Genomic DNA, 26,178 nt, shown 5'->3' with positions numbered 1-26,178 from the left:
GATCGCCCGGCCCTCGGCTTCGTCGGCGGGGGTCTCGTGGGCGGGGGCGGGGGAGCTCGTCATACCGGGAAGCTTATGCGGTGAGGCGGGCTGTCCCGTCGGCCGGTGGCCGGGGCTACCGGCCGACGGGCGCGATCTTCATACTGGCGCGATGAAGAGAGCGGATCTCGTACGTCTCGACGGCCTGACGCGCAATCCGGCCGCCCCGGAGTCGGTGCTCCTGCGGATTCTGGCCGGCGCCGAGGGGCCGGTGCGCGGTTCCGTGTTCGAGCGGAACGAGGTCCCGGAGTCGGTGTGCGACGCCGCCGTGTCCCACCCCGACCGGGAGGTCCGCGGATATCTGGCGGTGGGCCGGGGCGCCTCCGGTGCGCAGCGGGCCCGGCTCGCCGCCGACCCGGATCCGTGGGTACGCAGCCGGGTGGCGGCGGGTCCGGAGGTCCACGGCCGCTGGCGGAAGGCCGACCCCCTGCCGGACGAGGTGTGCGCCGCTCTCGCCCGGGACGAGGACCGGCAGGTACGGGCCTGGCTCGGCATGTTCGTCCCGGTTCCGGACGAGGTGTGGGCGCTGCTGCTCGCGGATCCGGAGCCGGAGGTACGGAAGTCCGCCCTCTACAACTGGCCGCACGCCCCCATCGAGGCCGTGCGGCCGCTCCTGGACGACCCCGACCCGGTGGTACGGCGGGCGGCCGCCCATGTCGCGGACGTCGTCCTCGGTTCCCCCGCCGAGATCGTGGAACAGGTCGCCGCCGCGGAGTCCGGGTGGGGGCGGCGGCGGACCGTCGCGGGCGCGGTGCTCACCGAGGAGCTCGCGGACCGGCTGTACGCCACCGGCGACGAGGACGTACGCGCGGGGCTCGCCGCCAACCAGGGGCTTCCCGACCGGCTGGTCGCCGCCCTCGCCTCGGACGCCTCCCCGGCGGTCCGGCTCGCGGTGTCCCTGCGGCCTGAGTTGACCGAGGAGCGGCGGGCGGCGATCGACTGGCACGTCGGGCCCAAGGACCGCATCCAGCCCCCGGCGTGGGTCGCGCATTCGCTCACCGACCCCGTGCTCATGCGGGCCTGCGCCGAGTCCGCACACCCGGGAATGCGGCGCTTCGCCGCGTACAGCCCGCATCTGCCCGGCGATCTGGTGGCCCGGCTCGCCGCCGACGAGGACTTCGTGGTGCGGATGCTGCTGTGCGAGAACCATCCGGCGGCCCCCGGGGAACTGCTGCTGGAGACGCTGCTCGCATCGCCCTTCATCACCCGGTTCGAGCAGCTGCCCCAACCGCAGTTCCCGCGCGCCGGACTGGCCCGGTTCGCGGCGAGCGAGGATCCGGGGGCGCGGCTGCTGGTGGCGCGGGATCCGGAGGCCCCGGCGGAGCTGATCGAGCGGCTGAGCCATGACCCGTCGGCCGGAGTCCGCTGCGCCATGGCCCGGGACGCCCGGCTGCCGGCGGGCCGGCTGCTCGAACTGCTCGACGATCCGGAGACCATGGGGGCCGCAGCGGAGGGGCCCGCCCTCCCGCTCACGGCCATGGAGGCCATCCTCGCGGCGGCCGGGATCCCGTAGCCTGACGATCATGTTCGTACTCGAATTGACCTACACGGCCCCCGTGGAGCGCGTCGACACGCTGATGGCGGAGCACATCACCTGGCTCGACGAGCAGTACGCGGCAGGCGTCTTCCTCGCCTCGGGGCGCAAGAACCCCCGGGACGGTGGCGTGATCCTGGCCGTCGGGGAGGACCGGGCGGCGATCGAGCAGATCGCGGCGGCCGACCCCTTCGCCGCGCACGGCGTGTGCGCGTACCGGATCACCGAGTTCATCGCCACCAAGACGGCGCCCGAGCTCGCGCCGTACCAGCAGCCGTCGCCGTAACGGGCGGAGGCTCACGGTGGCTGCCGCCGCCACCGATGACTTTCCGGGGCGGGGCCGGTCTGTACGGGTATGGAGACCTACACACTGACCACAGCCGGCGCCGACCTCGTGTACGACGTCCGGGGACCGCTGCCCACCGCCGACGACCGCCCGCCGTTGTTCCTGATCGGGCACCCCATGGACGCGAGCGGCTTCGCCGCGCTGGCGGCACGGTTCCCCGACCGGACCGTCGTCACGTACGACCCGCGGGGGCTCGGCCGGTCCACCCGTGCGGACGGGCGGGTCGACTACACGCCCGAGACCCTGGCCGACGACGTGCACGCCGTCATCACGAAGCTCGGGGCCGGGCCGGTCGAGATGTTCGCCAGCAGCGGCGGGGCGGTCACCGCTCTCGCCCTCGTGGCGCGCCACCCCGACGACGTGACCACCCTGGTCGCACACGAGCCGCCGCTCATCACGATCACCCCGGACGGCCCGGCGGCCGTCCGGGCCCGGGCCGGGGTCCGGGACGCGTACGAGAAGCGGGGGTGGGGCGCCGGGATGGCCGCGTTCGTGGCCATGACCTCGTGGGAGGGCGAGTTCACCGACGCCTACTTCGCGCAGCCCGCGCCCGATCCCGCCGCGTTCGGGATGCCCGCCGAGGACGACGGCTCGCGGGACGACCCGCTGCTGTCCGACCGGTCCTGGGCGGTCAGCGACCACCGGCCGGACGTCGACGCCATCACCGGGGCGCCCACCCGTGTGGTGATCGCCGTGGGCGAGGAGTCCCGGTCGGTGCAGACCGGGCGGACCTCCGAGGCGGCCGCCGAACTGCTCGGGCAGCGGGTGACCGTCTTCCCGAGCCATCACGGCGGCTTCCTCGACGGGGAGTTCGGCTACCCCGGGAAGCCCGACGAGTTCGCGGCACGGCTGCGGGAGGTGCTGGACGCCTCGTGAGGCCGCCCCGGCGTCAGAAGCCCAGCCGCGCCACCCGTCCCTTCTCGCCCGCCGCCCAGCAGCCGAGGTCGGGGGTGCAGTCGACGGTGTCGTACGAGCCGGGGTCGACCGTCCGCCAGCTGCGCCCGCCGTCCAGGGTGAGGTCGGTGCCCGTCGGGCCGACGGCCAGGGCGGCGGTGCGGCTGTACGGGAGCCAGGTGACGCCGGAGCGGTAGGCGGGCGGCGGGGTGGCGGACTGCCGCCAGCTCCGGCCGCCGTCCCCGGTGACGGCGGCCGCCCGCGGGGACGCCTGGTCGGGGCGGTAGTCGCCGCCGACGGCGATGCCGTGGGCCCGGTCGCGGAAGGCCACGGCGAAGACGCCCCGGGCCGGGTCGCCCGCCGGGAGGGTCGAGGCGCTCGCCGTCCAGGTCAGGCCCCGGTCCCGGGAGTGCAGGACCCGGGCGGTCTCCGCTCCCCCGGTGGTCAGCCAGACGTCCTTGGCGCCGGAGCTGACCAGGCACTGGCCGCTCGCCGCGAACCCTGCCTCGCCGGGCAGGGCGGCGGGCATCCCGGCATCGGGCAGGACCCGCCAGGAGCGGCCGCCGTCCGCCGTGGACAGGACCCGGAACTTCCCGTCCACCGGGTCGCCCGCGGCAAGACCGTGCCGACTGTCGAAGAAGGTCAGGCAGTTGAAAAAGGCGCGGGGATCGGTGTTGCGGAAGGACTCGGTCCAGGTCGCTCCGCCGTCCTCGGTGCGCAGGACCCGCGATGCCTCGCCCTCGCCGATGGCCAGGGCGACGGCCCGGCGGCCGTCGAACGCCTCGATGTCCCGGAGTTCCAGTTCGGCGGCGTCCGGCGGTGACACGTCACGCCAGGTCCGGCCGCCGTCCGCGGTGCGCAGGACCGTGCCCTTCGACCCGGCGACCCAAGCGGTGGTGCGGCTGACCGCGGCGAGCCCCCGGAAGCGGGCGTCGGTGCCGGTGTCGGTGAGCCGCCAGCCGGGCAGAAGCCCGCGCACGGCGGCCTCCTGGGAGGCCGCCTCCCCCTCCGTGCCCTGCGCCGCGTGTGCGCCCGGTGCGACCAGTGCGGCCGCCAGGGCCGCCCCTCCGGTCACCAGTGCCATCAGCCGTCTCGTCTTCCCCATGGCCTTCATGGCGCTGGAAGCTAGCCCACGGGTCGGAACCCGTCCAGGGTGCGTCGCCGTCGAGCGGGCAGGAGAGCGGGGGTGCGCGGGATACGGGCAGGAGCCGGACGGAACCGGTGACGCAGCTCACGCCGCGCGCCGGTGCACGAAACGAGGAGTTCCGTCGTCTACTCCAGTGCCGGGAACCGTTGACCCAGCCGCGAGAGGGAGCAGGTCTTGTCCAGCGTTATCGAGCAGTCCGTGCAGGCTCGCATGGTCGCGTCCGCACCGCGGATGGAGACCTTGCCCGCCATGCTCAGTTACGACCGCCAGTACCCCTTCGCCGTACGCATGGCATTCCCGGCCCCGGCGACCCTCGAAGGCACCGAGGTGTCCTGGGAGTTCTCCCGCGAGCTGCTGACCACCGGGGTGGACTCCCCCGCCGGGCAGGGCGACGTACGCGTCCGGCCGTTCGGGTACGAGCGGACCGTGCTGGAGTTCCACGCCCCCGAGGGCATCGCGATGGTCCATGTGCGCACCGAGGAGCTGCGGCTCTTCCTCCAGCGGGCGCAGGAGCTGGTTCCGGTGGGCGACGAGCACCGGTATCTGGACATGGACCGGGGTCTGACCGACCTGCTCGGCGGTCCCTGCTGACGCCCCGGCCGTAAATCCGGTTGCCGGGCCCGCGCCCCGGCCCTACCTTCGGAGACGTCCCTGTTGTCGTCGATCGGAGTAGGACGTTGCTGATCTGAGGTCCTGTGCACACCGTGCAGCGCCCCGCCGTGCCCTGTCGTGGCCCGGAGCGCCCGTGTGCGATCTCAGCCTCCTTCAGCCGTCCTCACTCATTCCCCGACGTACAACGGGAGTTCCGCATGTCATCCACCGACCCCCATATCAGCTGTACCTCCCTCTCCTTCTCCTGGCCCGACGGCAGCGAGGTCCTCACCGACTTCGATCTGGCCGTGGGCCCCGGCCGCACCGGGCTCATCGGGCTCAACGGCTGCGGCAAGTCCACCCTGTTGCGGCTGATCGCCGGTGAACTGACCCCGGCCTCCGGGACGGTCAGGATCCGTGGCGAGCTCGGCCATCTCCCCCAGTCCGTGGTCCTGGACACCGCGCTGCGGGTCGATCAGGTGCTCGGGATCGCGGAGCGGCGCGCGGCCCTCGACGCCGTGGAGTCGGGCGATGTCCGGGCGGAGCACTTCGCGGTGATCGGCGACGACTGGGACATTGAGGAGAGGTCCCTCGCCACACTGGACGGGCTCGGCCTCGGACGCGTCGGGCTCGACCGCACCGTCGGGGAGATGTCCGGCGGCGAATGCGTCCTGCTGCGGCTGGCCGCGCTGCTGCTGGACCGGCCCGGGGTGCTGTTGCTGGACGAGCCGACGAACAACCTGGACACGTACGCCCGTCGCCGGCTGTACGACGCGGTCGACGCCTGGACGGGGGCGCTGCTCGTCGTCAGCCACGACCGGGAGCTGCTGGAGCGGGTGGACCGGATCGCGGATCTGCGCGAGGGGTCGGTCACCTGGTACGGCGGGAACCTGTCGGCGTACGAGGAGGCGCTCGCCGTCGAGCAGGAGGCGGCGCGGCGCATGGTGCGGGCCGCCGAGTCCGACGTACAGCGGCAGAAGCGCGAACTGTCCGCCGCACACGTCACGTTGGCCCGCCGCAAGCGGTACGGGCAGAAGATGTGGGACACCAAGCGGGAACCCAAGGTCGTGATGGGGCAGCGCAAACGCGCCGCCCAGGTGTCCGCCGGCAAGCACCGCATCCTGCACACCGAGCGGCTGGCGGCGGCCGAGGAGCGCCTGGACGAGGCGGAGTCGGCGGTCCGGGAGGACGAGGAGATCCGGATCGAGCTGCCGGACACCCGGGTCCACCCGGGCAGCGAGGTGCTGCTGCTGCGCGACCCGGTGCCGCCGTACGGACCGCCGCTGCATGGTGAGTTGATGGTGCGGGGTCCTGAGCGGATCGCGCTGACCGGGCGCAACGGGGCGGGCAAGACAGCGCTGCTGCGGACGATCGCGGGCGAGCTGGCCCCCCTGTCGGGAGAGGCCAGCCCCTTGGTCGCGACGGGGTTCCTGCCGCAGCGGCTGGACGTGCTGGACGAGGAGTCGTCGGTGGCGCGGAACGTGGCGCGGGCGGCCCCCGACCGTACGGACAACGCCGTGCGGGCCCGGCTGGCGCGCTTCCTGTTCAAGGGGGCGGCAGCGGACCGCCCGGCCTCGACCCTGTCGGGCGGCGAGCGGTTCCGGGCGACACTGGCGATGCTGCTGCTGGCCGATCCGGCGCCCCGGCTGCTGCTGCTCGACGAGCCGACGAACAGCCTCGACCTGGCGAGCGTACGGCGGCTGACCGAGGCGCTGGAGGCGTACGAGGGGGCGCTGATCGTGGCCAGCCACGATGTGCGGTTCCTGGAGTCGATCGGGATCACCCGGTGGCTCCGGCTGGACGGCGAGCTGCGGGACACGACGGCGGAGGCGGTGCGCGAGGGCGGCTGAGGCGGTGCGGGTGTGACTAGGACGGCGTGGCCGCGGCCGATCCCGTCGGCCATGCCGTGGCGTCGATGGCGAGCCACGGGGCGGTGGCCACGGCCGTGGGCGTCACCCCGGTGAACGCCTTGACCTCACGGTGGAGATGGGCCTGATCGGCGTAGCCGCCCGCCGCCGCCACCCGGGCGGCGGGGTGGCCGGCCGCGAGGAGATGGGCGGCGTGGTCGAACCGCACCAGCCGGGCGGCGTGTTTCGGGGCGAGGCCGATCTGGGACCGGAAGCGGGACCAGAGTCGCTTGCGGCTCCAGCCGACCTCGTTCGCCAGGCTGTCGACGCCCACCCGGCCCCGGCCGGTCAGGATCAGCTCCCAGGCGGCGGCCACCTCCGGGTCCGGCGCCCGGCGGGCGTCCAGCCGCCGGCCGAGGGCGTCCGCCGCGATCGCGAACCGCTCGTTCCACGTCCCGGCCGCCCGCAGCCTGTCCTCGGTCCGCTCGGCGTCGCGGCCCCAGACGTCCTCCAGCGAGACGACCGCCCCTGTGAAGTCGGCCGACGCGCCGAGCACCGCGACCGCCAGGGGCGGCGACAGCCGGATCTGCAGGCACTCGATCCCCCCGGCCGTCCGGCCGCCGAGCCGCAGGTCTCCCGGTACCAGCCCCGCGACCGTGCTGCCGCGTGCGCGCCCGCCGTCGGAGTCGTGGACGATGCCGCTCCCCTCGCTCAGGTCCACGAAGAGGGTCACCGAGGGGTGCGCGACCATGGCGATGTCCACGTGGACCGGCGCGAGTTGACGGAAGCCTGCCATGACGGCCCCAGGGAGCCGGACCGAGTGCCGGGGCACCGCGACGTCCACCGCCGACCAGTCGGGAGGTGATTCGGTGAGCCTCACAGAGCCAGGCTAAGCGTCAGCGGCCCGCCGTCGCCACGAAGTGCAGCAGCAACTCACCTGTCTCTCCGGGCGCTTCGAGCATGGGAAAGTGCCCGACATCGGTCAGCCGCTCGACGCGCGTGTTCGGTGTCGCGTCGTAGAGGCGCACCGCATCCGGATCCCAGCGGGGGTCGGCGGTGCCGAAGACCACGAGAGCCGGAACGTCGAGTGCTTCGAGACGCGTGGGGACGTTCCGCTCGGTGACGTACTCGGTGTTGCGGCGCAGGACCGTCCTGAAGGTGCGGTAGCTGATGCCCCGTGCGTCGTCGACCACGTCGTCCGGGACGGTCACCGGGCGGCTGCACACCGCGGTCACCCCCCGGCGGAGCATCGCGTCGGACCGGACGCGCCAGATCAGCGGGCCGAGCGGCGGGGCGACGAGCGCCCGGAGGACGGCGGGCTGTGGAAGGAGCGCGTCGGGACTGGGGCCGCTGCTGATCAGCGCGAGGGCTTCCACCAGGTCCGGGCGCTGCTCGGCGAGGGCGGTGGCGATGTATCCGCCGCTGGAGTGCCCGGCGACGGTCACGGAACTCAGGGCGAGTTCGTCGAGCGCCGCGGCCAGGGCCGCCGCCTGCCCGGGCACGTCGTACGACGCCGCGGGCGGGGACTGGCCGTGCCCCGGCAGGTCGACCCGGATGACGTGGTGCCGGCGGGCCAGCGCCGGCACCACCGGGCCCCAGGAACTGCCCGAGGCGCCCGATCCGTGGACGAGCACGAGCGGCGGCGCCTCCCGGGGGCCGTCGTGGACCACGTGTATTCCGTGCACGTACGTGCTGTCATCGATACCCATGCGGGCGAGGATGGCCGAGGCGCCGCTGCATGGTCTTGTACGAATGTCGCCCGCCTTGTACGAACGTCGCCCGCGGATCTCCCGGAAAAAGCAGACAGAAGCTGTCCGGTATACCTCCTAGCGTCGCGCTCATGGATCGCTTCCCCGACCGCGACGCGGAGCCGTACACCCCCGGCGCCGCCCACCGCGACATCGTCATCACCGGCGCGCGCGAGAACAATCTGCGCGACGTCTCCCTCAAGATCCCCAAGGGCCGGATCACCGTCTTCACCGGTGTCTCCGGTTCGGGCAAGTCGTCGGTCGTCTTCGACACGATCGCCGTGGAGTCGCAGCGGCAGCTCAACGAGACGTTCACCTCGTTCCTGCGCAACCGGCTGCCGAAGTACGAGCGGCCTCAGGTCGAGTCCGTGGAGGACCTGTCGGTGGCCATCGTGATCGACCAGAAGCCGCTGGGCGGGAACGTCCGCTCCACGGTGGGTACGGCGACCGACATCTGGTCGGTGCTCCGGGTGCTGTTCTCCCGGTGCGGGGCCCCGAGCGCGGGCGGGGCGACCGCGTACTCGTTCAACGATCCCGCCGGGATGTGCCTGGAGTGCGACGGGGTGGGGCGCACGGTCCAGTTGGATCTGGACCGGGCGATCGACTGGTCGAAGTCGCTGAACGAGGGGGCGCTGCTGCTGCCCGGTCTGTCGGTGGGCAGTTGGGAATGGAATCTGTACGGCGGTTCGGGGCGGTTCGACAACGACCTGCCGCTGGCCGAGTTCGGCGAGCAGGAGCGCCGGCTCCTGCTGCACGGTTCGGGGTTCACCGTCCGCCTCGACCTGCGGACCGGGTCGGCGGACATGAAGTTCGAGGGGGTCGTGACCCGCTTCGAGCGCCTGTATCTCAAGCGCGACACCGCCGCCCTCTCCGAGAAGCGACGCGAGGCGGCCGCCCGGTTCACCGTGGAGCGGGTCTGTGGGTCCTGCGGCGGGGCACGGCTGAACGCTGCGGCGCTCGCCACCCGGATCCACGGGCTCTCGCCCGCCGACTACGGGCGGATGGAGGTCGCCGATCTCGTCGGCGTACTGGAGCGGATCGACGATCCGGTGGGCGGGCCCATCGCCGCCGCGGCCCGGGAGCGGCTGGAGCGGCTCGTCGGCATCGGGCTCGGCTATCTGAGCCTGGACCGGGAGACCACGACCCTGTCGGGCGGCGAGGGCCAGCGCCTCAAGATGGTGCGGCACCTGGGCAGTTCGCTCACCGGGCTGACGTTCGTCTTCGACGAGCCCAGCGTCGGCCTGCATCCGCGCGATGTGGGCCGGCTGGGCGATCTGCTGGTGCGGCTGCGCGACAAGGGCAACACGGTGCTGGTCGTCGAGCACGATCCGGATGTGATGGCGGTCGCCGACCATGTCGTCGACATGGGGCCGCGGGCCGGTGCCGACGGCGGCCACATCGTCTTCGAGGGGCCGTTCACGCGGCTGCGCGAGGCCGATACGCTCACCGGCCGGTCGCTGCGCCGCCGTACCCCGGTGAAGAGGACCGTCCGCTCCCCCACCGGACAACTCCCGGTGTACGGGGCTGATCTGCACAACCTCAAGGGTCTGGACGTGTCGTTCCCCGCCGGGGTGCTGACCGCGGTGACGGGGGTGGCCGGATCCGGGAAGTCGACCCTGGTGTCACGGGTCTTCACGGCCGCGTACCCGGACGCGGTGGTGATCGACCAGAGCGCGATCACGGCCTCGTCCCGCTCCACCCCCGCGTCGTACATCGGTGCGCTGGACGCCATCCGCAAGGTGTTCGCCCGGGAGAACGGCGTGGACGCGGGGCTGTTCAGCTTCAACTCCGCCGGGGCCTGCGCGGGTTGCTCGGGGCGAGGCGAGATCTCGACGGATCTGGCGTTCATGGATCCGGTCACCACGACCTGCCCGGAGTGTGAGGGGCGCCGGTTCCACGACGACGTGCTGAAGCACCGGGTCGGCGGCAGGTCGATCGTGGACGTGCTGAACATGACGGCGGCGCGGGCGGCCGGGCTCTTCGAGGATCCGGTGCTGCTGCGGAAGCTGCGGACCCTCGACGCGGTCGGGCTCACCTACCTCACCCTGGGGCAGCCGCTGTCCTCGCTGTCGGGCGGTGAGCGTCAGCGGATCAAGCTCGCCACCCAGCTGCACCGCACCTCCAGCGTGTACGTGCTGGACGAGCCGACGACCGGACTGCACCTCGCGGACACCGGCACGCTGGTGGAGCTGCTGGACCGGCTGGTCGACGCCGGGAACACCGTGATCTGCGTGGAGCACAACCTGGAGGTGGTGAAGCGGGCGGACTGGGTGATCGACCTCGGTCCGGACGGCGGCAAGGGCGGCGGCAACCTCGTCTTCGCCGGGACACCCACCGAGCTGCTCGCGCATCCGACGTCCCTCACGGGCCGGTATCTGCGCCGGGATCCAGGGGTGGAATCACCGAATCCGGAAAGCTGAAAGCTGACGGGACAGGGGCCTGGGAAGGCCCCGAAGCGCCCCCTAACACACCCGTTCACCTGGGGGTATGACCCTGCGTAGCCCGCTCCTGCCGGTGGCGGGCTTGGCTTTGGCCTTACGGTCGCCTTAACCTACGGTCTCGTAACCTACGAAGCCGTAGGTACTTCTCCCGTCCCCAGGAGCTCCCCGTGACGATCACCTCTCCCCACCTCGGCAGTTCGAAGGCGTGGACCGACGCCCAGCTGCTGTACGCGCTGGAAGAGGTGGTGGAGAAGGAACTCAACCGCCATCTCAAGGTCGCCAAGGACTGGATGCCGCACGAGTACGTCCCGTTCTCCGACGGCCGGAACTTCCCCGGCGTCTTCGAGGACGGCGAGGCCTGGACGGCGGACCAGTCCAAGGTCACCGACATCGGCAAGATCGCTCTCGTGGTGAACCTCCTCACCGAGGACAACCTCCCCAGCTACCACCACGAGATCGCCTCCCTCTTCGGCCGCGACGGCGCGTGGGGCACCTGGGTGCACCGCTGGACCGCCGAGGAGGGCCGCCACGGCATCGTGATGCGCGACTACCTGCTCACCTCGCGCGCCGTGGACCCGGACAAGCTGGAGCAGTTCCGCATGGCACACATGGCGGAGGGCTTCGAGTCGGACAACCGGCACTCGATGCTCCACTCCGTGGCGTACGTCGCCTTCCAGGAGCTGGCCACCCGTGTCTCGCACCGCAACACCGGCCACCAGTCCGGCGACCCGGTCTGCGACCGGATGCTGGCCCGGATCGCGACCGACGAGAACCTCCACATGGTCTTCTACCGCAACCTCCTCGGCGCCGCCTTCGAGCTGGCCCCGGACCTGACCATGCAGGCCGTGCGGGACGTCGTCGTCAACTTCCGGATGCCCGGACACGGCATGCCCGGCTTCGAGCGGGCCGCCGCGCAGATGGCGATCGGCGAGATCTACAACATGCGCATCCACCACGACGACGTGATCCAGCCCGTGCTGCGCTTCCTGAAGGTCATGAGCATCGACGGGCTCGGCCCGGAGGGGGCGAAGGCCCAGGAGGAGCTCGGTCTGTACATGGGCGGTCTCGACAGCGAGGCGTCGAAGTTCGACGAGAAGCTCGCCGCCCGCAAGGCCCGGCTGGCGGCGCGCGGCCGCGCCTGATTCTCCCGGTCCGAGCGCGCTCCGGGTCCGCGCCCGGACGCCTCACTCCTCGGCGGTGGCCTCGGCGTACGCGACATCGCGTACGTCGTCGGAGGGGTGCTGGCGAAGCATCCGCAGCTGGGTGCGCCACGGCCCGGTCCACCCGGTCCGCAGACCGCACGCCACGGTCAGTTCGGCGGCGAGCAGGCCCTCGGCGGGATCTCCCGTCGCCGCCAGCCGTGCGACGACGAGCAGCAGGGCATCCGGGTCGCCGATCTCCGCTCCCCGGTAACCGGCGGCCCGCCTGCCGACGGCCTGCGCGGTCCTGGCGGCGAGCGCCGGGCGGCCGCCGTGCAGGGCGGCGAGCGCGACCAGCCCGGTGTGCAGCGTGTCCGGGTCCGCCGCCAGGTCCAGGGAGCGCGCGAGCAGGGCGACGGCGTCCGGCACGAGGTCGCGGTGGGTGGCCAGGGTCCGGCCGGCCTCGGCGAGCACGCTCGCGCTCTGCCGGTTGTTCGGCCCCGACCGCAGCGACAACGTCCTGGCCAGATGTCCGATCCGCCGGCGGGCGGGCCGGTCCCGCTCCGCCCCCGCGTCGTCCGCCGTCTCGCCCGTGGCCAGCAGGGACAGGGCGCGGATCAGGGCCCGGGTCGTGTCCGGGGCGGTCAGGGCGGCGTCCACGAGGGCGTCGGCGGCCGAACGCCACCTCCCCCGCCGGTCCAGGTCGGTGACCGCCTCGACCAGGACCGCCGCCACGTGCGGGGCCCAGGGCAGCCAGGGGACGAGGGCGGTGTGGGCGAGGGCGGCCAGGGTGTCGTCGCCGGTGCGGCACAGGTCCTGGATCAGCCGGGCGTAGCGCGGCCGCAGGGCCGGGTCAAGCTCCGTCGGGTGGGCCCGCAACACCGCGACCCGCAGCGCGCGTTCGCCGCCCGCCGCGTCCTCGGCCACCTCCCACATGCGTACGTCGCCGAGCAGCGGCGTCCCCGCGGTCACACAGGCGGCCCGTACGTCGACGTGCTGATCCGGCTGCCCGTACGCGTCGGCGAGGAGGGCGGCCGCCTCCGCGCGCGGCAGCAGCTCGGCGGCGAGGCGCACCACCTCCTTGCGGCTGGTGACCTTGCCGGTGCCGGGAGCCGTACGGGCGGCGAGCAGCGGGGCCAGCCGGGAGGGCCGGGTGTGCGCGGCGGCCCGGCCCGCCGCGTACATCGCGACGCGCGCCCGGTCGTCACCGGCGTGGGCGAGCAGATCGGGCAGGGCTTCGGCGGGCCGGTCGGTGCGGGTGAGGGCGGCGAGCGCGGCCTCGGCGATCACCACGTCGGCGTCGCCGGTCCAGGGCCGTACGGCGTCGGCGCCCCGTCCGGGTATGCGGGCGAGCCGGTCCAGGGCGGCGGTACGCAGGTGCAGCGGCAGCTTCTCGTCCGCCACCGTGCGCTCCACCGCGCGCCGGGCGGCACGCTGCCGGCCGGGCGTCCAGCGCTCGGCCCCGGCGACCTCGACCGTCCAGGGCGTGCCGGGTGCCAGGAACCGGCCGCGGGGCGGCGTCCCGTCGAGGCAGGCTTCCAGCAGGTCCGTGCGCCGGTGCGTCACGACGCGCCGGACCTCCGGGAGCGCGACGGCCGACGGATGCCGGGCGAGCAGCCGCTCGACCCGCTCGTCGCGGCCGGCGGGGGCCCGGAGCCAGAGGGCCGCGGCGCTCCGGGCGGCCGAGGGCTCGCCGTAGTTCACGGCCTGCCACAGCAACTCCTGGAGGCCGGGCATGGCGTCGGCGCGACGGCCCACGGCACGGGCGAGCGCCAGGACGAGTCCGTAGTCGGAGCGTTCCGCGCCCGCTTCCAGCCAGGGCCGCAGCGCCTGGAACACGGTGTGCTCCTGGCCCCTGCGCAGGGTCCGGTCCAGGCGGCCGAAGTCGGCGCTGCCGCTGCTGCCGGTGATGCGGACCAGGGTGCGCAGCGCCCAGTTGAGCAGGTCGCGCTGTCCGGTCACCGCGTGCTCGCGCAGCACCCCGACGGCCAGGCGGCCGAGGGCGGACCGGGTGGCCGGGGACGAGTCGCGGGCCTCCACGGCGTCGGCGGCGATGCGGTCGAGCCGGGGTTCCACCGCGTCGGTGAAGAGGGCGGGTTCCACCCCGGCCAGGGCGGTGAGGGCGGCGGAGCGAACGGGGTCCTGCTCGTTGCGCAGGCGCAGCAGGTCCTCCAGCACGGCGGCGACGACCGCCGGGTCCCCGGAGCGGCCGGCGCTGCCGACGAGCAGCGACCACGCCGTGGCGCGGTCGTCGGCGACGGGCCCGCGCGTGGCGGCCAGCAGCGGCTCGCGCCCCTCGTCGTACGGGAGGTAGGACGTGGCGAGCAGGACGGCCGCGTCGGCCCCACGGCCACGAGCCCGCTCCGCGAGCCGCCGGGCGACGGCGGCGACCCGGTTGCGGGGCAGCGCGTCCAGCAGCCCGGTGTCGACGGTGGTCCCCGATACTCCCTCGCCCCGGCCCTCGGTGACCGCCTCGTGGAGTGCGGCACGGCGGGCGGGCGGCAGGGCGCACAGGAGCGGGGGCAGCCGGTCCGGCGCGCTCCGGCCCAGCTCGACGAGGAGCGCGTCGGGCAGGGCGCGGGCAAGGCGGCGCAGCTGGGTGCCGCTCAGCGCGCGGTGCAGCTGCGTGCAGACGTCCGGCCGGATGGCGAGGCGGGCGACCCGGACCGGGTCGGCGGCGACGAGACGCCCGAAGGGGCCGTGCAGGGCGACCGGGAGGCGGGTGGGTCCGAACCGTTCCAGGAGGTCGAGCACCCGGTGGGGAAGAGCGGGGAGGGCAGCGGCGATGCCCCGGGGGTGCCCGTCGTCCTGCCACCAGGTGTTCCGGGCCGTCGCGGGGAGACCGGCCAGCTCCTCCTCGGCGGAGTCCAGGAGCGGTCCGGGGTGATGGTGGCCGAGCGAGGACCAGCAGTCCGTCGAGCGGCGCAGCTCCGGCAGCAGGGCTGCGACCGTGGTGGCCGAGCAGCCGGGCAGCAGGCGGGCCGCCTCGATGTCGCCGTACGTGTCGCGAGCCGCGATGACCAGCCGGTCGGCGAGCGCGGTGCGGCGGTCGGCGACGATCGCCCGCACGAGGTGACGGCGTACGGCGGCGGGCGCGTCGGCGAAGGCCTTCTCGTACGCCGTGTCCGGCACCCCGAGCGTCCGCCCCGCGCGCAGGGCGTGCCCGCGCACGACGGCGTCCTCGTCGGCGAGACGTGCGCCGGTCCACTCGGCGTCCCGGACGACCGTGGCGGCGATGACCGCGATCCGCCGCTCGTACGGGTCGCCGTCCGCCAGTTCGTCGAGGACGGCGCGCAACGCCCCCTGGGCGGCCAGTCGGCGTGCCCGCACGGCCAGTTCACCCATGCGCTCCGTATGGGGCAGCGGTTCGAGCGCGTCGAGGAGGGCGGCGGCGAGGGCGAGCGGCGATGCGTCGGTCATGGCCCGATTGTGCCGGGCACGGACCGAACGCCCCAGGGGTTTACAGGGCGTTCGTGCGGCCCGGGGCGGTCAGCCCCGGTCGCGTCCTTCTCTGCGCAGCCGCTCGCGCTCCTTCTCCGAGAGCCCGCCCCAGACGCCGAACCGCTCGTCGTTGGCGAGTGCGTACTCCAGGCAGGCCAGCCGCCCTTCGCAGGCGTTGCAGAGCTGCTTGGCCTCGCGGGTCGAACTGCCCGGGGCCGGGAAGAAGAACTCGGGCCCGGCCTGCGCGCACAACGCGGTCTCCTGCCAGGCGAGTGCGTCGTCGGTCACGGTGTTGATCAGCATGGAGCACACGCTGCCCGGTGGCGATAAACAACCGATCAACGATCCATCAATCCGGCGAGGGCGACCCGCAGGCCCGGAGGGCGCCGAGCCGTCACCGCCTCGGCTCGGGCTTCATGACCGCGAAGACCGCCCCGTACGGGTCGGCGACGTTGGCCATCTTCCCGACGCCGGGGACCTCCATGGCGGCCAGCGTCTCCCTTCCGCCGAGCCGCTTCGCCTCGGCCACGACGGCATCGACGTCGGCCACGGCGAAATACGGGAGCCAGTGGGGGCCTCGGGCGGCCTCGGACGGGACGTCGCCCATCCGGACCAGACCACCGAAGGAGGCGTCCGGGCCGGCACCGGCCGGGTGGACCGTGGTGTAGGTGTAGTCGGAGCCCTCCACCTTCATCTCGTCGGTCCCCCAGCCGAAGACGCTGCCGAAGAACGCGGCCGCCGCCGGGACGTCGGTGGTGTAGAGCTCTGCCCAGAGGAACGCGTTCGGCTCCTGGATCACGCCGAAGCCGGGGTGCTCCTTCGGCTGCCACACCCCGAAGTACGCGCCGGCCGGGTCGGTGAAGCCGCCCATGCGACCGAAGTCGAGGACGTCCATCGCCTCGAACGCGGCGCTGCCGCCCGCCTCGGAGATCGCCCGTGCGGTGGCGTCGACGTCGGGCGACTGGAAGGAGACCGACCAGGCGCTCGGAGCTTCCTCCTCGGACACCGTCATCACCCCGCCGACGTACCGCCCGTCCAGGGTGAGCATCCCGTAGCCCCCCACCTCGGGGCCGCCGGGGATCAGGTCCCAGCCGAACAGGCCCCGGTAGAAGGCGGTGGCCCCGTCGAGATCAGGGGTGCCGAGATCAACCCAGTTGGGTGCTCCGTCGAGGAAGGTGGGGCTGATCATGGCGTGCTCCTCAGTCGATCCGGGTGGTCCTGCTCGTCGGGTCCTGTCGGGTGGTTCCGTCCGTTTCGAGTCTTGCACCGGGCACTGACAGCCGCAGTCCGTGCGGGGCCGACCGGGGCGTGGTGGGCGGCGGTGGTCGCTTCCGCCGTGCGGCCCAGGGTAGGCAGCGCGTGGCTTCCGGGGCGAAGCGTTGGACCGGCGCGTCGCGCGGCGGTGGGTGCGGACCCGGCCGGGAGTGTCGGTGGGGCGTGGCACGATGGCGGGAAGGCCGTGAAGAGCGGGGCCCCGGGCGGTGCGACACCGTCCGGGAAGAGAAGGACGTACATGAAGCAGAGCGGGGCGGGGGGCGGCTCGGCCGACGGAACACTCGCGCGTAAGGCCGCCGGGAGCCCGGTGCCCACCGGCGGCGCGGCCCGTGAGCTGCTGGTGCGGGCGGAGCGGCTGCTGGGGAGCGCCCGTGCCGTGCCGGCGGACCGGGCCGACGCCGTGGCCGCCGTACGTTCCGTGCTCGATCCGCTCCTCGACGCCCTGGTGGACGGGGAGTTGGCCCATATTCCCGTCTCCCGGCTCAAGGACGTCACGGAGGGGCGGCTGCGTCTCGGAGCGCTGGAGCAGGCCGGGTTCGGCACGGTCGGGCAGGTCCACAGGACCGACCGCTACGCGCTGCGGCAGATCCCCGGGGTCGGGGCACACACCGCCGACCAGGCACTGGCCGCCGCCGGGCAGATCGCCCACGCGGTGCGCGACACCGTCTCGGTGCGGATCGACATGGACGCCCCGGACGACACGAGCACCGCGCTGGTGATCGCCCTGCACCGGCTGGTCGTGGCCGGTGCGGACGCGCGGCGCGCGGTGGACGCGGCCCGGCGGCTGGCCGAACTGCTGGGCCCCCGGGTGGAGACGGCCGCGCCGGGCGGGAGCCGGCTGCGGATGCTGTTCGCGGGGCGGCGGTCCCGGGCGCGGGTGCGGGAGGCGCTCGACGCGGTGCGGTCGGCCGTGGCGGACGCGGTGGACCGGGAGCTGCCGGTGCTCTTCGCGCAGGCGTCGGCCGACCTGCTGCGCTCCCCGGCGTCGCCCGCCGAGGCCTGGGTGGACTTCGAGTTGCGGTCCGCCGAGTACTACAGCCTGCTCGCCGAGTTGTCGGGCAGCGGTCCCGACCGGGATGCCGCCGAGGGGTTCCTGCCTGCCGGGATCGCGGACCGGGTGCGGGCGCTGCGGCTCGACGACACGCGTCTGCGGGTGTCCCTGCGCGGCTACCAGGCGTTCGGAGCGCGGTTCGCGCTGGCGCAGAAGCGTGTGATCATCGGGGACGAGATGGGCCTCGGCAAGACCGTCCAGGCCATCGCGGCTCTCGCCCATCTCGCCGCAGGGGGCGACACCCACTTCCTCGTGGTGTGTCCGGCGAGTGTGCTGATCAACTGGACCCGGGAGATCCGGGCCCGCTCCACCCTGCGCGCCGTTCCGGTGCACGGGGCGGAGCGCGTGGAGGCGTTCGCGGACTGGCGTGAGGCGGGCGGGGTGGCGGTGACCACCTTCGACGCGCTGCATCTGCTGCCCCAGGGGGCGGCGGCCGAGGTGCGGCCCGGGATGCTGGTGGTGGACGAGGCGCACTTCGTGAAGAACCCCGAGGCCCGCCGGTCGCGGGCGGTCGCGGGGTGGGCGGAGCAGGTCGATCGGGTGCTGTTCCTGACCGGCACCCCGATGGAGAACCGGGTGGAGGAGTTCCGCAGTCTGGTGCGCCAACTGCGTCCCGAACTCGCGCCGTCGGTGAGTACGACGCACGGCGCGGCCGGTTCGCGGGCCTTCCGCCGGGCCGTCGCCCCCGCCTATCTGCGCCGCAACCAGGTGGACGTGCTGGCCGAACTCCCGGCGCTGGTCCAGGTGGACGAGTGGGAGGAGTTCGGGTCCGAGGACCGCGAGGCCTACCGTGAGGCGGTCGCCTCCGGGCGGTTCATGCGGATGCGCCGGGCCGCCTACGCCGTGCCCGGGAGCTCCGCCAAGCTGGAGCGGCTGCGCGAACTCGTCGACGAGGCACGGGACAACGGCCTGAAGGTGATCGTCTTCTCCTACTTCCGCGAGGTCCTCGCGGCGGTCGGCGACGCCCTGGGCCCTGACGTCTTCGGGCCGCTCTCCGGAAGCGTCCCGCCGGCCCGGCGGCAGGAGCTGGTGGACGCCTTCTCCGCGGTGGAGGGGCACGCGGTGCTGCTGAGCCAGATCCAGGCGGGCGGGACCGGGCTGAACATGCAGGCCGCCTCCGTGGTCATCCTGTGCGAGCCGCAGATCAAGCCCACGCTGGAGCACCAGGCCGTCGCCCGCGCGCACCGGATGGGGCAGGTGCGCACGGTCCAGGTGCACCGGCTGCTGGCCACGGACAGCGTCGACCAGCGGCTGGTGGAGCTGCTGGCCCGCAAGGACCGGCTCTTCGACGCGTACGCACGGCGCAGCGATCTCGCGGAGACCACCCCGGACGCGGTGGACGTCTCCGACGCCGAGCTGGCCCGGCGCATCGTCGAGGAGGAGCAGCAGCGGCTGGCGGACGGCGCCGAGAGGCCGTGACCGGCTCCGCCCCCCCTCCGCGGGCCCCGTGACCGGCGGGGTCAGTGCTGGTGCTCCCCCGCGCCCGCCCCGGTGTCCTGCGCGGCGGCCTTGTCCGCGTTCTTCTTCTCGGCCTTGTCGCCGGTCTTCCCGTCCGCCTTCTCCCCGGCCTTCTTCTCTGCGGATCCGGCCGTGTGGTGGTGGGGTTCGTAGCCCGGGATCGTGCCGTCCGGCTTCTTGATCAGCAGGAGTCCCGCCATCCCCATGTCGGAGTGGCTCTGGACATGGCAGTGGTACATCCACGCGCCCGCGCCCACGCGTTCGCCCGCGATGATCTGGAGGCCGAAGGAGTCGGCGGGGCCGCAGATCTTGTTGTCGATGACCCGGCTGGGGTCGTCGGGGCCGGTGAGGATGCCGGTGCGGTTGTCGGCCCAGCGGTGACCGTGGATGTGGAAGGTGTGGTAGTACTCGCCGTGCGTGATCATCACGAATTCGAGCCGGTCCCCCACCGTGGCCTCGAAGTTGACGCTGTTGTGGGCCGTCTTGTTGTTGATCATCATGTCGTTGAAGACGACCGTGCACGTCTGGTCGGGCAGGATGTCGCCCTTGCGGCGGACCACGACCGGCCCGTACAGCCCCTTGCGGATGCCGCCGGTGCCGTGGTCCGTGCCGACGACGTGGTCGTGGTAGTGCCAGTAGCCCGCGCTGCCCGGCTCGTAGGTGCCGTCCTTGCGCCGGGCCGGGGCGTGGGTGCGCCAGGTGTAGGTCCGGGTGCCGCCGGGCTCGACGTGGCTCTTGTTCATCCGGGTGCCGTCGTTGGCGATGTCGTAGTCCACGCCGTGCACATGGAGGCTGGCGTCGACGTCGGTGAGGTTCTCGAACTCGATGTGGACCGTGTCGCCCTCGTTCAGCTCGATGAGGGGGCCGGGGATCGACGCCTTGCCCTTCTCGAAGCCGTAACCCAGCTCGCCGTTGGGCAACTTCTCGGCGTACATCTTCAGTCGGCGGGTGACGCCGCCCGCCGGGGCCGTACGCGGTGGGTTCTCGGCCGAGCTTGCCTCCACCGCCCCGAGCGACAACGATGTCACTCCCGTCGCGGCGGCCGCCGCGCCACCGACCAGCATCCGCCGGCCGAAGGTCCTTCGGTCCATGTCGAACTCCCCACTGCGATAAGGAAACTGGCGAAGCCGCCGGTACGGAACGGCACTCCCGGGACCCCCGGAACGGGCCACACCGTAGCCGGGGCACCTCCGTTTATCCACACTCAGGACAAAGTTCGTGCGATTGCTGCCATAGCTATTGGCGGACCGCGAAAAGAGGTCTAGCTTCGTGCGCTGTCGCAGTGAAACAAGAGTTGTTGAAGCGTTCTGACGCAGAGTGAGCAAGCCACAGTCACCGAGAGGTGCAGTGACCACAGAGGGGTGGGTGACCACATGCAGCGCGCATCACATCACCGGTCCAGATCACGACGCGGCCTCGCGGCGGCCGTGGCGGCCGGCGCACTGACCGGGTCCATGCTGGCCAGCGGAGGCCCGGCGAGCGCGGACCCGTCGCCGGACCGGGCCCTGGTCGAGAAGATGGCGACAACGTTGTCCCTGCCGTCTCCGCCGGGCGCGAGGAACCAGGTGAAGGTGCTGGTGTTCCACGCGTCGGCGGGTGACGAGGCCCCGTACACCGACGCCGGGATCGCGGCGATCGAGAAGATCGGGCTCTCCGGTCCGGAGGCCCAGCGGTTCACCACCGTGGCCACCGCCGACCCGAAGGTCTTCACCAACGGCAAGCGGCTCGGCTCCTTCCACGCCGTCGTCTTCCTGACCGGCGGGGGCGACGTCCTCGACCCGGAGCAGGAGGCGGGCCTGGAAGCGTACATGGAGGCGGGCGGCGGCTTCCTCGGCATCCATGACGCGGCGCGCACCGAGCCGTACTCCGACTGGTTCACCGGTCTGGTCGGGGCCCGTCCTGCGGCGAAGAGCCCGACGTCCGTGCAGCGGGCGACCGTGGAGATCGGGGACCGGCTCCACCCGGCCACCAAGAACCTGCCGTTGGAGTGGAAGCGCCCCGACAAGTGGCTGAACTGGACGAAAAACCCGTCCGGTGACGTCCACACCGTGGCGCGCGTACGGGAGTTGACGTACAAGCCGGGCGAGAGCGCCAACGGCTGGGACCACCCGGTCTCCTGGTGCCGCGACTACGACGGCGGCCGGTCCTTCTACACGGCGATGGGCGGTACGGCGGACAGCTTCGCGGAGACCGACTTCCGCGACCATCTGCGCGGCGCGCTCTCCTGGACGAACCGGACCTCGCAGGCCGACTGCAAGGCGACGATCACCTCGAACTACACCGCCGAGCGGGTCACCCAGCCCAACCAGCCGGGCCAGAACGACCAGATCGGCGAGCCGCACGGCATGGTGACCGCGCCGGACGGGCGGGTCTTCTACATCGGGCGCGGCGGGGCCGACAGCTCCCAGCCGGTCGTCATCGACTGGAACGACCCGAACATCGGCAAGGGCAAGGGCGAGATCCACGTCTACGACCCGAAGACCAAGAAGGTCACCCTGGCGGGTGCGCTGGACGTCTTCGGCAACAAGGGCGGCGGCGACGAACTGGTCAAGAACGAGGAGGGGTTGCTCGGCATCGAGCTGGACCCCGACTTCGCGTCCAACGGCTGGGTCTACCTGCACTACACGCCACACGCCAAGATCGACCGCGCCAAGCGCATGGCGACCCGTCAGGTGTCCCGCTTCACCCTCGACTCCGCGACCGGCAAGCTGGACCTGGCGTCGGAGAAGGTGCTGCTCGGCTGGCCGGTGCAGATCAACAGCTGCTGCCACGCGGGCGGCGGCATGGCGTGGGACTCGAAGGACAACCTGTACATCGCGACCGGCGACAACAACTCCTCCGGTTTCAGCGACGGTTACTCCGGCAACAACCCACAGCCGAACTACAAGGGCGTCTCCTTCGCCGACGCCCGGCGCACCGCGGGCAACACGAACAACCTCAACGGGAAGATCCTGCGGATCCACCCCGAGGACGACGGCACGTACACCCTGCCGTCCGGCAACCTCTTCACCGGCAAGGAGCCGGACGAGGGCGGCGGCAAGACGCGCGGCGAGATCTATGTGATGGGCGTGCGCAACCCGGCCCGCATCTCGATCGACCCGTCGACCGACACGCTGTACGCGGGCTGGGTCGGCCCAGACGCGGGCTCGCCGTCCACCACCTGGGGCCCGGCGAAGTACGACACGTTCGCCGCGATCACCGAGGCGGGCAACCACGGCTGGCCGTACTGCATGGGCAACAACCAGCCCTACCGGGACCGCAACCTGCCGGACCCGACGAAGCCGCTGGGCTGGTACGACTGCAACGCCCCGAAGAACGAGTCGCCGAACAACGACGGCCTGGTCAAGCTGCCGCCGGTGACCCCGAACACCATCTGGTACTCCCCGCAGGGCGGCGGGGTCGACTACCCGCGCGACGCCAACGGCGTACCGAGCTACAAGCCGGAGGAGGGCAAGCAGCTGCTGCCCTGGCTCAAGGGCGGCGGCCAGGCGACGATGAACGGCCCGGTCTACCGGTACGACGCGCAGAGCGAGTCCACCGCCAAGTGGCCGGCCTACTGGGACGGCAAGTGGTTCGTCGGTGACTTCTACGACGACACGCAGCCCCGGCACGCCGTGCTCACCGACCCGAAGACGGTCGGCAAGGGCGGACTGCCCACGCACGCCGAGTCGTTGAAGAAGATCATTCCGGTCGGGGCGGACGGCATCCGCAATCTGATGGACTGGAAGTTCGCGCCGGACGGTTCGCTGTACGTCCTGGACTACGGGCGCGGCTTCTTCACCTCCGACTCCAAGTCCGCGCTGTGGCGCGTGTCGTACAAGGGCGGCGGCGCGACGCCGGCCGCCGCGGATCTCGTGGACAAGGCGGAGGCGAAGTGAGACACCATCCCTACCTCACACGCAGGCGGCATCGTCCGCGGAGCTTCTGGGTGGCCCTGCTGGCCTCCCTGCTGATGGTCCTCGGGCTGACCTCGACGGCCGCGTACGGCAAGGGCGGCGACGGTCCCGGGGCGAAGGCCGCCGACCAGGTGCTGACCTGGACCGCGGGCGACCCGATCGACCGCTATCTGTCCGCGCCGAAGACCGCGGTGGCCGGCAAAGCGACGATCGTCTTCGAGAACAGCACGGCGACCGGAAACACGACGAGCATGCCGCACACGCTGACGTTCAGCGTGTCGGACCCGGAGTTCAACAACGACGTCCAGCTGAACATCCTGGCCAACCCGGGCGACTCCGAGGGCGGCAAGCACAGCGTGGAGGTCACGCTGTCGCCCGGCCGGTACTTCTACCACTGCACGATCCCCGGCCACGGCATGATGCAGGGCATCCTGACCGTCACCGAGGGCAGCGGCGAGGACACCGAGGCTCCCACGACCTCGGCGAAGGTCGACGGCGACCGGAACGGCGACGGCGCGTACATCGGCCAGGCGTCGGTGACCGTCGAGGCCACCGACGAGGGCTCCGGCGTCGACACCGTCGAGTACGCGCTCGGGGCGGACGGCGAGTGGCAGCCCTACACCGCGCCCGTCGTGGTGAACGAGGTCGGCGACCACACGGTCCGCTACCGGGCCACCGACAAGGCCGGCAACGCGGCCGAGGAGAAGTCCGTCGACTTCGCGGTGGCGGCCCCGCCGACCGACGACGAGACGCCGCCGGAGACCTCGGCGACCGTCACCGGGGAGAAGGACGACGCGGGCGCGTACCTGGGCATGGCCACGGTCACCGTGACCGCGTCCGACACCGGGTCCGGCGTCAACACCATCGAGTACGCGCTCGGCGCGAACGGCGAGTGGAAGGCGTACACCGCTCCGGTGATGGTCCACGAGCTGGGCGAGCACACCGTCCGCTACCGGGCCACCGACCGGTCGGGCAACGTCGCGGACGAGAAGTCCGTCGACTTCACCGTGGTCGAGCCGCCGTCGCAGGACCAGACGGCTCCGGAGACCTCGGTGAAGGTGGAAGGCGACAAGAACAGCGACGGCGCGTTCATCACCAGCGCCAAGGCGACCGTCACCGCGACCGACGACGACTCGGGCGTTGACAAGGTCGAGTACAGCCTCGACGGCGGACCGTACCTCGCGTACACCGCCCCGGTGATCGTCGACCGGGTGGGCCACCACACGATCGCGCACCGGGCCACCGACAAGGCGGGCAACACCTCCGAGGCGAAGAAGGCGTCGTTCACCATCGCCCAGGGCGGTGGGGTCCCCGCGCCGAACTGCGCGGAGTTCGACGAGCGGCACACCGTCTTCGTCGGCACCATCGACACGGGCGTCCCGAACCGGATCACCCGTAACCGCTGCACGATCAACGAGCTGATCGAGGACGAGAAGGACTGGTCCTCCCACGCCCTGTTCCTCAAGCACGTGACGGCGGTCCTCGACAAGCTCAAGAGCGACGGTGTCATCGACCAGCGCGAGCGCAGGGCGATCAACCAGGCCGCCAAGCAGTCGGGCATCGGCAAGCCGGGCCAGTCCGAGGGCTACACCAAGCTCTTCGACGGCACGGCGGCCTCGCTCGCCAAGTGGGAGCAGGTCGGCGGCGGCAAGTTCGAGCTGAACGAGGAGGAGGGCTCGATCACCAGCTCCACCACGGTGGAGGGCATGGGCATGCTGTGGCTGCCGAACCGGGCCTACGGCGACTACTCGCTGAAGCTCCAGTGGCGCGACGACGCCCCGGGCTCGGGCAACGCCAACGGCGGGGTCTTCGTCCGCTTCCCGAAGGTCCACGACCACCCGGAGGAGTCGCGTCCGGAGTGGGTCGCCATCAAGTACGGCCATGAGATCCAGGTCAACGACCGGCCGGACGGCGACATGTACAAGACCGGTTCGGTGTACGGCTTCGACCGGGTGGGTCTCGGCGGCGCCGGCGTCACGCCCAAGGGCACCTGGAACGACTACGAGATCAAGGTGGTCGACCAGCACTACGAGATCTACCGCAACGGTGTCCTGATCAACGAGTTCGACAACACGGGCGGTCAGCTCTTCGAGCCGCCGCGGGGCGACGACCCGGGCACCGACGGCCGGCGGTTCGCCTCCGGTTACATCGGGCTCCAGGTCCACGGCGTCACCGACGTCATCTCGTACCGCGACATCCGCATCAAGGAGCTGTAGGCCGCCTTGTAACCCGTAAGGAGAAGGTCTCAGCCGGCCGCGGCCGCATGCTCAGGCGTGCGGGCGCGGCCACCCGGGTGTCGGTGCCGCCACACCCAGAACACCGTGCAGGAGACCAGCGCCCAGGCGGCGAGCACCAGATATGGGAAGACGAACTGGTGGCCCTGGTAGTAGACGGCGGTGTGCTGGGCGTTGACGGAGGCCCCCGGCGGCAGCCAGCGGCCGATGTGGCCGAGCGCGGAGGGCAGCAGCGGCCAGGACACCGCGCCGCCGGACGACGGGTTGCCGAGCAGCACCATGACGCCCCAGGTGGGGATCATCGCCCAGCGGCCCATCAGGGTGTTGAACATGGTGAAGACCATGCCGGAGGTGAACATCGTGAACGCCAGGATCAGCCAGGACTGGACGAACGGCAGGTCCACCGCGCCGAGCCACCAGTCGACGGCCGCCGCGATGGCGAAGCCGCCGAGCAGGGCGTAGGCGACGGTGAAGGCGATGCGCTCGGCCGGGTTGAGGCCGTGGGCGTGCACGCTGAGCTGGATCGCGCCGAGGAAGCCCATGATGACGGCGGCCAGCGAGATGTAGAACAGGGCGAGCCCGCGCGGGTCGCCCCGCTGGAGCGGTTTGACGTCCCGGACGGTGACCGCGACGCCGGTGGCGTCCCCCACCTCGATCCCCGCCTTGCCGATCAGCTCGGCCACGGAGGCGCCCGAGGCTCCGGCCACGTCGAGCGCCACCCCGTCGTCCGACGCGCGGACGATGGTGAAGACCTTCTGTTCGTCCAGGGCGCGGCGGGCGTCGGCGACGTCCGGGTAGTCGTGGAGTTCGAGCGAGGCGTCGAGGGCCTTCTCCATCCCCGCGACGAACGCCTCGCCGCGCGCCACGTCCGGCTGGGTGACCAGGGCTGCCGGGATCCGGTGCGGGGTGGGGTTCGCCATCGCGTACGTGTAGGAGCCGGCGAAGAGACCGGCCGCGGCGGCGACGATCAGGACGAGGACGGTCGCGGGGAGGAACGGGCTGTTCTTGTACGCCTCCCAGCGCTCGCGGAGGGTGAGCGGCCGCCCGTGCGCACCATGCCGCTCGCCGCTCCCGCCCGGCCCGCCGCCGCTCCCACC

At 72.5% G+C, this 26,178-nt stretch carries 18 protein-coding genes; 10 read left to right on the top strand and 8 right to left on the bottom strand.

Features of this window, described 5'->3' with window-relative positions:
- The first annotated feature begins 151 nt into the window (after positions 1-151).
- The 3 genes from D3105_RS15770 (at position 152) to D3105_RS15760 (ending at position 2,795) form a co-directional block, all read left to right on the top strand.
- Complete coding sequence (locus tag D3105_RS15770; RefSeq protein WP_118903829.1) at positions 152-1,552, top strand: LRV domain-containing protein; 1,401 nt, start codon at positions 152-154, stop codon at positions 1,550-1,552.
- Between the two features lie 10 nt (positions 1,553-1,562).
- Positions 1,563-1,859: a YciI family protein gene (locus D3105_RS15765; protein WP_118903828.1), complete on the top strand. Its 297-nt coding sequence runs from the start codon at positions 1,563-1,565 to the stop codon at positions 1,857-1,859.
- Positions 1,860-1,928: 69 nt separating this feature from the next.
- Positions 1,929-2,795, top strand: coding sequence for an alpha/beta fold hydrolase (locus tag D3105_RS15760; protein WP_118903827.1), 867 nt, complete (start codon positions 1,929-1,931; stop codon positions 2,793-2,795).
- 13 nt (positions 2,796-2,808) lie between these two features.
- Here D3105_RS15760 and D3105_RS15755 read toward each other — a convergent pair whose 3' ends face one another.
- Positions 2,809-3,927 (bottom strand): WD40/YVTN/BNR-like repeat-containing protein, encoded by a 1,119-nt coding sequence (locus D3105_RS15755; protein ID WP_118903826.1) that lies wholly within the window; start codon positions 3,925-3,927, stop codon positions 2,809-2,811.
- Positions 3,928-4,134: 207 nt separating this feature from the next.
- On the opposite strand from D3105_RS15755, the gene D3105_RS15750 reads away from it, so the two are divergent.
- Together D3105_RS15750 and D3105_RS15745 are read left to right on the top strand one after the other, a co-directional pair.
- Entirely contained in the window at positions 4,135-4,551 is a 417-nt protein-coding gene (locus D3105_RS15750) for an SsgA family sporulation/cell division regulator (protein WP_118903825.1), read from the top strand.
- A 218-nt stretch (positions 4,552-4,769) separates the two neighbouring features.
- Positions 4,770-6,401, top strand: a complete 1,632-nt coding sequence (locus D3105_RS15745; RefSeq protein WP_118903824.1) for an ABC-F family ATP-binding cassette domain-containing protein — start codon at positions 4,770-4,772, stop codon at positions 6,399-6,401.
- Between the two features lie 16 nt (positions 6,402-6,417).
- Here the strand turns inward: D3105_RS15745 and D3105_RS15740 are convergent, their stop codons facing one another.
- Together D3105_RS15740 and D3105_RS15735 are read right to left on the bottom strand one after the other, a co-directional pair.
- Positions 6,418-7,278: a helix-turn-helix domain-containing protein gene (locus D3105_RS15740; RefSeq protein ID WP_240646917.1), complete on the bottom strand. Its 861-nt coding sequence runs from the start codon at positions 7,276-7,278 to the stop codon at positions 6,418-6,420.
- 16 nt (positions 7,279-7,294) lie between these two features.
- The gene (locus D3105_RS15735; protein ID WP_118903823.1) at positions 7,295-8,107 is read right to left on the bottom strand and encodes an alpha/beta fold hydrolase; all 813 of its coding nucleotides are present in this window, start codon (positions 8,105-8,107) and stop codon (positions 7,295-7,297) included.
- Between the two features lie 131 nt (positions 8,108-8,238).
- Here D3105_RS15735 and D3105_RS15730 point away from each other — a divergent pair, with 131 nt between their 5' ends.
- Positions 8,239-10,566, top strand: coding sequence for an ATP-binding cassette domain-containing protein (locus D3105_RS15730; protein WP_118903822.1), 2,328 nt, complete (start codon positions 8,239-8,241; stop codon positions 10,564-10,566).
- 188 nt (positions 10,567-10,754) lie between these two features.
- On the top strand, positions 10,755-11,729 hold the full coding sequence (locus D3105_RS15725; protein ID WP_118903821.1) for an acyl-ACP desaturase: 975 nt from the start codon (positions 10,755-10,757) through the stop codon (positions 11,727-11,729).
- 42 nt (positions 11,730-11,771) lie between these two features.
- On the opposite strand, the gene D3105_RS15720 is transcribed toward D3105_RS15725, so the two are convergent.
- From D3105_RS15720 to D3105_RS15710, 3 genes are all read right to left on the bottom strand, one after another.
- Complete coding sequence (locus D3105_RS15720; RefSeq protein WP_118903820.1) at positions 11,772-15,146, bottom strand: hypothetical protein; 3,375 nt, start codon at positions 15,144-15,146, stop codon at positions 11,772-11,774.
- Between the two features lie 69 nt (positions 15,147-15,215).
- A complete protein-coding gene (locus D3105_RS15715) occupies positions 15,216-15,470 on the bottom strand; it encodes a WhiB family transcriptional regulator (protein ID WP_006128884.1) in 255 nt (84 codons plus the stop codon).
- A 91-nt stretch (positions 15,471-15,561) separates the two neighbouring features.
- Complete coding sequence (locus tag D3105_RS15710) at positions 15,562-16,356, bottom strand: VOC family protein (protein ID WP_118903819.1); 795 nt, start codon at positions 16,354-16,356, stop codon at positions 15,562-15,564.
- Positions 16,357-16,680: 324 nt separating this feature from the next.
- Between D3105_RS15710 and D3105_RS15705 the strand changes: the two genes are divergently transcribed.
- Complete coding sequence (locus D3105_RS15705) at positions 16,681-18,912, top strand: DEAD/DEAH box helicase (protein ID WP_118903818.1); 2,232 nt, start codon at positions 16,681-16,683, stop codon at positions 18,910-18,912.
- Between the two features lie 41 nt (positions 18,913-18,953).
- Here the strand turns inward: D3105_RS15705 and D3105_RS15700 are convergent, their stop codons facing one another.
- Entirely contained in the window at positions 18,954-20,042 is a 1,089-nt protein-coding gene (locus D3105_RS15700; RefSeq protein ID WP_118903817.1) for a multicopper oxidase domain-containing protein, read from the bottom strand.
- A 282-nt stretch (positions 20,043-20,324) separates the two neighbouring features.
- On the opposite strand from D3105_RS15700, the gene D3105_RS15695 reads away from it, so the two are divergent.
- Together D3105_RS15695 and D3105_RS15690 are read left to right on the top strand one after the other, a co-directional pair.
- Positions 20,325-22,829, top strand: coding sequence for a ThuA domain-containing protein (locus D3105_RS15695; protein ID WP_240646916.1), 2,505 nt, complete (start codon positions 20,325-20,327; stop codon positions 22,827-22,829).
- Complete coding sequence (locus D3105_RS15690; protein ID WP_118903815.1) at positions 22,826-25,063, top strand: OmpL47-type beta-barrel domain-containing protein; 2,238 nt, start codon at positions 22,826-22,828, stop codon at positions 25,061-25,063. The genes D3105_RS15695 and D3105_RS15690 overlap by 4 nt, the downstream gene beginning before the upstream one ends.
- A gap of 29 nt (positions 25,064-25,092) precedes the next feature.
- On the opposite strand, the gene D3105_RS15685 is transcribed toward D3105_RS15690, so the two are convergent.
- Positions 25,093-26,178: ABC transporter permease (locus D3105_RS15685; RefSeq protein WP_118903814.1), on the bottom strand; the 1,086-nt coding region annotated here is incomplete at its 5' end.

This window comes from Streptomyces globisporus, assembly GCF_003501885.1.
GTDB lineage: Bacteria > Actinomycetota > Actinomycetes > Streptomycetales > Streptomycetaceae > Streptomyces > Streptomyces globisporus_D.
Note: the sequence above shows the minus strand (reverse complement) of the source record. Positions and strands in the feature narration are given on the sequence as shown.